The sequence below is a fragment of the Pseudomonas sp. PA15(2017) genome (genome assembly GCF_001945395.1).
Classification (GTDB): Bacteria; Pseudomonadota; Gammaproteobacteria; order Pseudomonadales; family Pseudomonadaceae; genus Aquipseudomonas.
Map to the genome: position 1 here is coordinate 34,750 of NZ_MSXV01000033.1, position 6,963 is coordinate 41,712.

At 65.6% G+C, this 6,963-nt stretch carries 6 protein-coding genes; 5 read left to right on the plus strand and 1 reads right to left on the minus strand.

All coding sequences use genetic code 11. The features are described 5' to 3' along the window. Positions 1 to 236: 236 nt before the first annotated feature. Genes fni through crtB form a run of 5 tightly spaced genes read left to right on the plus strand, consistent with a single transcriptional unit; the run spans position 237 to position 6,205 of the window. Positions 237 to 1,292 (plus strand): type 2 isopentenyl-diphosphate Delta-isomerase, encoded by a 1,056-nt coding sequence (gene fni, locus BVH03_RS11030; protein ID WP_075961198.1) that lies wholly within the window; start codon positions 237 to 239, stop codon positions 1,290 to 1,292. Beyond that, entirely contained in the window at positions 1,289 to 2,560 is a 1,272-nt protein-coding gene (locus tag BVH03_RS11035; RefSeq protein ID WP_075961199.1) for a glycosyltransferase, read from the plus strand. Before fni ends, BVH03_RS11035 begins: the two co-directional genes overlap by 4 nt. Then, complete coding sequence (gene crtY / locus BVH03_RS11040) at positions 2,557 to 3,723, plus strand: lycopene beta-cyclase CrtY (RefSeq protein ID WP_075961200.1); 1,167 nt, start codon at positions 2,557 to 2,559, stop codon at positions 3,721 to 3,723. The genes BVH03_RS11035 and crtY overlap by 4 nt, the downstream gene beginning before the upstream one ends. Then, the gene (locus BVH03_RS11045; RefSeq protein ID WP_075961201.1) at positions 3,720 to 5,210 is read left to right on the plus strand and encodes a phytoene desaturase; all 1,491 of its coding nucleotides are present in this window, start codon (positions 3,720 to 3,722) and stop codon (positions 5,208 to 5,210) included. Before crtY ends, BVH03_RS11045 begins: the two co-directional genes overlap by 4 nt. Further along, on the plus strand, positions 5,207 to 6,205 hold the full coding sequence (crtB, locus tag BVH03_RS11050) for a 15-cis-phytoene synthase CrtB (RefSeq protein WP_075961202.1): 999 nt from the start codon (positions 5,207 to 5,209) through the stop codon (positions 6,203 to 6,205). The genes BVH03_RS11045 and crtB overlap by 4 nt, the downstream gene beginning before the upstream one ends. Here crtB and BVH03_RS11055 read toward each other — a convergent pair. After that, a complete protein-coding gene (locus BVH03_RS11055; RefSeq protein ID WP_075961203.1) occupies positions 6,087 to 6,623 on the minus strand; it encodes a sterol desaturase family protein in 537 nt (178 codons plus the stop codon). The genes crtB and BVH03_RS11055 overlap by 119 nt on opposite strands. Positions 6,624 to 6,963 lie beyond the last annotated feature (340 nt).

Genomic DNA, 6,963 nt, shown 5'->3' on the forward strand with positions numbered 1-6,963 from the left:
TCTTCTGTATGCCTCGGCACGCGAGCACGTATTACCTACCGAGGGTCACGACCTTGTACGATCCTGACATCTAAATCATCTTAGCCAAAGCCGATTTGTAATGTTGGAACGTCTAATGCCAGCGGTTGCCTGATAATCTGCCCGGCAGGGCAGGATGATATCGACATGCTATTCGATTATTACGTTCTGCAAAGACCGTGTGCACACCAAAATGATTCCGGCGCAATGGAGCCTGCATGAATAATAGCGACCTTAGTCGGCGTAAGGATGATCATCTGGATATCGTTCTGGATCGGCACAAGGCCGCTGCCACTATCAGCGCCGGTTGGTCGCAGGTGCAATTCGAACATTGCGCCCTCCCCGAACTGGATCACGCCGCCATCGACCTGCGCACCTCGCTGCTGGGCACCGCGTTGCAGGCACCGCTGCTGATCAGCTCCATGACCGGCGGCGCGGCGCGCTCCGAAGCCATCAACCGACATCTCGCCGAAGCGGCCCAGGAACTGGGCATCGCCATGGGCGTCGGCTCCCAGCGCGTCAGCCTGCAGACCGGTAACGACCAAGGGCTGACCCGCGAACTGCGCCGCCTGGCCCCGGATATCGTGCTGCTGTCCAATATCGGTGCTGCCCAGTTGCTGGAGGCCGACGGCCTCGACCTGGCGCGCCGCGCGGTCGACGCCCTGCAGGCCAATGGCCTGATCATTCACCTCAACCCCCTGCAGGAAGCGGTACAGGCCGAGGGCGACCGTGACTGGCGTGGTGTGCTGACGCAGATCGCCCGGGTGGTCGACAGCCTGGAAGTGCCGGTGATCGTCAAGGAAGTCGGCGCGGGCCTGTCGGCCGCGGTGGCCCGTTCACTGGTCGAGGCCGGCGTGCAGGTCATCGATGTGGCCGGCGCCGGCGGTACCAGTTGGGCGGCGGTGGAAGGCGAGCGAGCGGCCAATGCCGCAGACCGCGCCGTGGCCATGGCCTTCGCCGACTGGGGCATCCCCACCGCCGGCGCCGTGCAGGCGATACGCAATGCATTACCGGATGTTGCATTGATCGCCTCCGGTGGCGTGCGCGATGGCGTGGATGCCGCCAAGGCCATTCGCCTGGGCGCCGATATCGTCGGCCAGGCGGCCGGCGCACTGCCCGGTGCCACGCTGTCGACCGAGGCGGTGGTCGAGCACTTCCAGATCGTCATCCGCCAACTGCGCACCGCCTGCTTCTGCACTGGCTCGGCCAACCTGGCGGCACTGCGCCAGGCGCCGCTGCTGCCAAACGGCCCCTTGCGAACGACTCAAGCATGACCCACTTCGCCGTTGTCGCACCGCCTTACTACAGTCACTTCCAGGCCCTGCAGGCCCTCGCCGTCGAGCTGATCGGGCGCGGCCACCGGGTAACCTTCTTTCATCAGTCCGATGCCGCCCACTGGCTCAGCGACCCGCGTGTGGCCTTTCGCTCGGTGGGCGCCAACAGTCACCCACCGGGCAGCCTGGAACGCACCCTGCACCAGGCTGCCCACCCCGATACGCCCTGGGGCCTGCGGCGCATCATCAAGCAGATGGGCGCGACCACCGCCATGCTCTGCAACGAGCTGCCCCAGGCCCTGGCCGACAACGGCGTGGATGCCCTGCTCTGCGACCAGATGGAGCCGGCCGGCGGACTGGTCGCGGAAAGCCTGGGCCTGCCCTTCATTTCGGTGGCGTGCGCACTGCCGGTCAACCGTGAGCCGGGCCTGCCCCTGCCGGTGATGCCCTTCGCCTACGGCACCGACGAGCGCAGCCAGCACATGTACCGCGGCAGCACCCAGGTGTACGACTGGCTGATGAAGCCACTGGGCAAGGTGATCCATTCGGCGGCGCTGCGCCTTGGCGTTGCACCGCGCACGGACTTGCACGATTGCCTGTCGCCGCTGGCGCAGATCAGCCAGACCCTGGCCGGTTTCGATTTTCCGCGCAGCCAGTTGCCGGCGCATTTCCATGCGGTCGGCCCGCTGCGTGGCGCGCTTGCGTCCCATCAGGGCGAATGGCCCATCGATGACGCGCGTCCGTTCTTGTTCGCCAGCCTGGGCACCCTGCAGGGCGACCGCTTCAAACTGTTCGAACGTATCGCCAACGCCTGTCGGCGCCTCGACGCTCAACTGCTGATCGCTCACTGCGGCAAACTCGATGCGGCCCAGGAGCGCCGCCTGATAGACGGCGGCGCCACCTGGGTCACCGACTTCGCGCCGCAACAATGGGCGCTGGAACGCGCCGACGCGGTGATCACCCACGGCGGCCTGAACACCGTGATGGATGCCATCGTCGCGCGTACGCCAATGCTGGTGATGCCGATCGCCTTCGACCAGCCGGGCGTCGCGGCGCGAGTGGCGCACCGTGGGATCGGCACCCAGCTGAGCCGACGTGCCAGCGCAGCCCGTATCGAAGCGGCGCTGCGCGAATTGCTCGCGCGCCCGCTGCCGGGCTTCGATGCGCTGATCGATGAATTGCAGCGGGCCGGCGGCGTCACCCGGGCCGCCGATATCGTCGAGGCTGCCGTGGTCAGCCATGCCACCGCACAGGCGCACACCCTATGAGCCATGACCTGATTCTCGCCGGCGGCGGCCTCGCCAACGGCCTGATCGCCTGGCGCCTGCAGCAGCAACGCCCGGACCTCAAGGTACTGTGCATCGAAGAACGGCAAAGCCTGGGCGGTAATCACACCTGGTCGTTCCATGACGGCGACCTGAGCGAAACCCAGCACCGCTGGCTGGAGCCACTGGTGGTAAAGCGCTGGCCCAGCTACCAGGTGCAGTTCCCCTATCTGTCGCGAGCCCTCAACAGCGGCTACGCGAGCATCACCGGCGAACGTTTCGCCGAGGTGCTGACCCCGGCGCTGGGCGACGGGCTGCGGCTCGGCTGCCGCATCACCGAAATCAGCCCGACTCACGTCACCCTGGAAAACGGCGAGCGTCTGCAAGCACGTGCAGTCATCGACGGGCGCGGTGCACGCCCCAGTAACCACCTGGTACTCGGCCAGCAGGCCTTCGTCGGCCAGCTGCTGCGCCTGGAGCGGCCCCACGGCCTGACCGCGCCGATCATCATGGACGCACGAGTGCCCCAGGGCGATGGCTACCGGTTCGTCTACGTGCTGCCTTTTTCCGCCGACACGCTGCTGATCGAGGACACCCACTACGTCGACCAGCACCGCGCCACGACCGAACAGCTTCGCGAGCACATCGCGGCATATGCGCAGCAGCATGGCTGGCAGGTGGCCGAGTGCCTGCGCGAGGAACAGGGCGTGCTGCCAATCACCCTGGCCGGCGATTTCGACGCGTTCTGGGACGAGGCCGCCGGCCAGCCGCAATCGGGCCTGCGCGCCGGGCTGTTCCACTGCACCACCGGCTATTCCCTCCCCCATGCCGTGCGCCTGGCCGAGTGGCTGGTGAACTATCGATTGCAAGATGCCGCCACCCTGGCCCGCGACTTGCGCGAGCACGCCCGTGGCGAATGGCGTAACCAGGGCTTCTATCGCCTGCTCAACCGCATGCTGTTCCTGGCCGGTCGGCCGCAGGACCGCTGGCAGGTGATGCAACGTTTCTACGGCCTGCCAGCCGGGTTGATCGAGCGTTTCTACGCCGCCAGCAACCCCTGGTACGACCGCGCACGAATTCTCATCGGCAAACCGCCGGTCCCTGTTGATCAAGCCATGCGGGCGGCCCTGCGCCACTCGCCTCGGCATTTCGAGACGCGTTCATGAACCAAGCGAAAACAGCCATCGTCATCGGCGCGGGTTTCGGCGGGCTGGCCCTGGCCATCCGCCTGCAGAGCGCCGGCGTGCAGACCACCTTGCTGGAAAAGCGTGACCAGCCGGGCGGCCGTGCCTACGTTTATCGCGACCAGGGCTTCACCTTCGATGCCGGCCCGACGGTGATCACCGACCCCAGCGCCATCGAGGAGCTTTACGCTCTCAGCGGTCGCAAGCTCGCTGATTACGTCGAGATGCTACCGGTTACGCCGTTCTATCGGCTGTGCTGGGAAGACGGCACGCAGTTCGACTATGCCAACGACCAGGCCGAGCTGGATCGCCAGATCGCCACCCTGAATCCGGCTGACGTGGCCGGTTACCAGCGTTTCCTCGCCTACTCCAAGGCCGTGTTCAAGGAAGGCTACCTGAAGCTCGGCGCGGTGCCATTCCTGTCGGTTGGCGACATGCTCAAGGTCGGCCCGCAATTGGCCCGCCTGCAGGCGTGGCGCAGCGTTTATTCGATGGTGTCGAGCTTCGTCGAGCACGACAAACTGCGCCAGGCGTTCTCCTTTCACTCGCTGCTGGTAGGCGGCAACCCGTTCGCCACTTCGTCGATCTATACGCTGATCCACGCACTGGAGCGCGAATGGGGCGTGTGGTTTCCCAAGGGCGGCACCGGCGCACTGGTGCAGGGCATGGTCAAGCTGTTCGAGGACCTGGGCGGCCAGCTGGAACTCAATGCCGACGTGGCGGCCATCGACACCACGGGCAATCGCGCCACTGGGGTACGCCTGCAGGACGGCCGTCTTTTCAAGGCCGACAGCGTGGCCTCCAACGGCGACGTGGTGCACACCTACGATAAGCTGCTGGCCGGCCACCCGCGTGGGCGCCAGGAAGGCAAGCGCCTGAAGGGCAAACGCTTCAGCAACTCGCTGTTCGTGATCCATTTCGGCCTCAAGCGCCCACAACCCCAGTTGCAGCACCACACGGTGTGCTTCGGGCCGCGCTATCGCGAGCTGATCGAAGAAATCTTCAAGGGCCAGACCCTGGCCGAGGATTTCTCGCTCTATCTGCATGCGCCCTGCGTGACCGACCCGAGCCTGGCGCCCGAGGGCTGCTCCAGCCATTACGTGCTGTCGCCGGTGCCGCACCTGGGCAACGCGCCCATCGACTGGAGCGTGGAAGGCCCGCGCTACCGGGATCGCATCCTCGCCTACCTCGAAGAGCACTACATGCCGGGGCTGCGTGAGGATCTGGTGACCTGCCGGATCTTCACCCCTGACGACTTCCGCGACGAGCTCCATGCCTACCAGGGCTCGGCGTTCTCGCTGGAGCCGGTGCTGCAGCAGAGCGCCTGGTTCCGCCCGCACAACCGTGATGCCCAGCTCAATAACGTATATCTGGTCGGCGCCGGCACGCACCCGGGCGCAGGAGTGCCCGGCGTGATCGGTTCGGCCAAGGCCACTGCCAGCCTGATGCTCGAGGACCTGCTGCCATGACGGGCGCGCCGCAGGACGACGCGCTGATCGAGCATGCCAACCAGAGCATCGCCGTAGGCTCGAAGAGTTTCGCCGCCGCCTCCAAACTGTTCGACGAGCAGACCCGGCGCGGTGCAGTGATGCTCTACGCCTGGTGCCGCCACTGCGATGACGTGATCGACGGTCAGGAGGCCGGACACGACGCCGTCTCCATCAGCCGTGAAGAAGCCGAGCGGCGTCTGGCACATCTCAAGGCGCAGACCCAAGCGGTCTATGCCGGCGCCGTTCTGGACGACCCGGCATTCGCCGCCTTTCGCCAGGTGGTGCTGGCCCACGACATCCCCCAACAGCACGCCCTCGAGCACCTGGCTGGCTTCGAGATGGATGTGCTGGAGCGCCGCTACCTGAGCATCGATGACACCCTCGAGTACTGCTACCACGTCGCCGGCGTGGTGGGCCTGATGATGGCGCGGGTGATGGGCACGCGTGACGAGGCGACGCTGGATCGCGCCTGCGACCTCGGCCTGGCGTTCCAGCTGACCAATATCGCCCGTGACATCATCGACGATGCCGCCGTGGGCCGCTGCTACCTGCCCGAGCAATGGCTGGAGCAATACCAGGTGCCCCGTGACCGGGTCGCGGATATCCATCACCGCCCGGCGGTGGCGATGCTCGGCCAGCGCCTGGTCGAACTGGCCGAGCCCTACTACGCCAGCGCTCAGGCAGGCCTGAGCGCCCTGCCCTGGCGCTCGGCCTGGGCGGTGGCGACGGCAGCGGGGGTGTATCGGCAGATTGGCATGAAGGTGCTGGAAGCCGGTGATCACGCCTGGGACGAGCGGATTTCCACCTCCAAGGCGGAAAAGATCGGCGCGGTGGCGATCGGCCTTTGGCAGGCGATCACGAGTCGCTTCGCGCGCTGGCCGGCTCGTTCCGCTGAGCTGTGGCAACGTCCGCATCCGGCTTGCGCAGCGGGCCATCATGCATCGCCCGCAGCTGCGCCTTCAGACGCGCCGTAGTTGGCGCATAGAGAAAACCGAACGACACGCAGCGCTCCTTGCCCTCCACCGCGTGGTGCATCAGATGCGCCTGATAAAGGCGCTTGAGATATCCGCTGCGTGGTACGAAACGAAACGGCCAGCGGTGATGCACCAGGCCGTCGTGCACGACGAAATACAGAAAGCCGTAAGCGGTCATGCCCGCGCCGATCCACTCCAGCGGGTGCCAACCCTGGGTGCCCAGAGCAATCAGCACGATGGCCAGCCCGGCGAACACCGCGGCGTACAGGTCGTTCTTCTCGAACCAGCCTTCGCGCGGCTCGTGGTGAGAGCGATGCCAGCCCCAGCCCCAACCGTGCATCACGTATTTGTGGGCGAGATAGGCCACGCCTTCCATGGCGGTGAGGGTGGCAAGAAAAACCAGTGCGTTGATGATCATCGGGTACCGGTGCGCGAGAGCTGAAGAGGTAGAGAAGCAGTTTGCCAACTTGCTGGGCAGTGACCAAGCGAGATCGCTGCGCATCGGCGTCTGTTATCGACCCTGCGCTCGGCCATCCGATCCATCTGTTTGCAGCTGCCAGGGCTGTGGCGATTGTATCCGCAGATGGTGAAAGCCGTACGGCCCAGGTCAACAAAGTGCAGGCCATAAAAAACCGGGCCATGCAGAGCGTGTGAAAACTCGCTGATGCAGGTAGTGATCCCATCAGACGCCCCGACATTGTTCGGGGCGTTTGCTTTTGTACGATTCGAAAGGTCGCGACCAACCTTTCAGGTGAGCA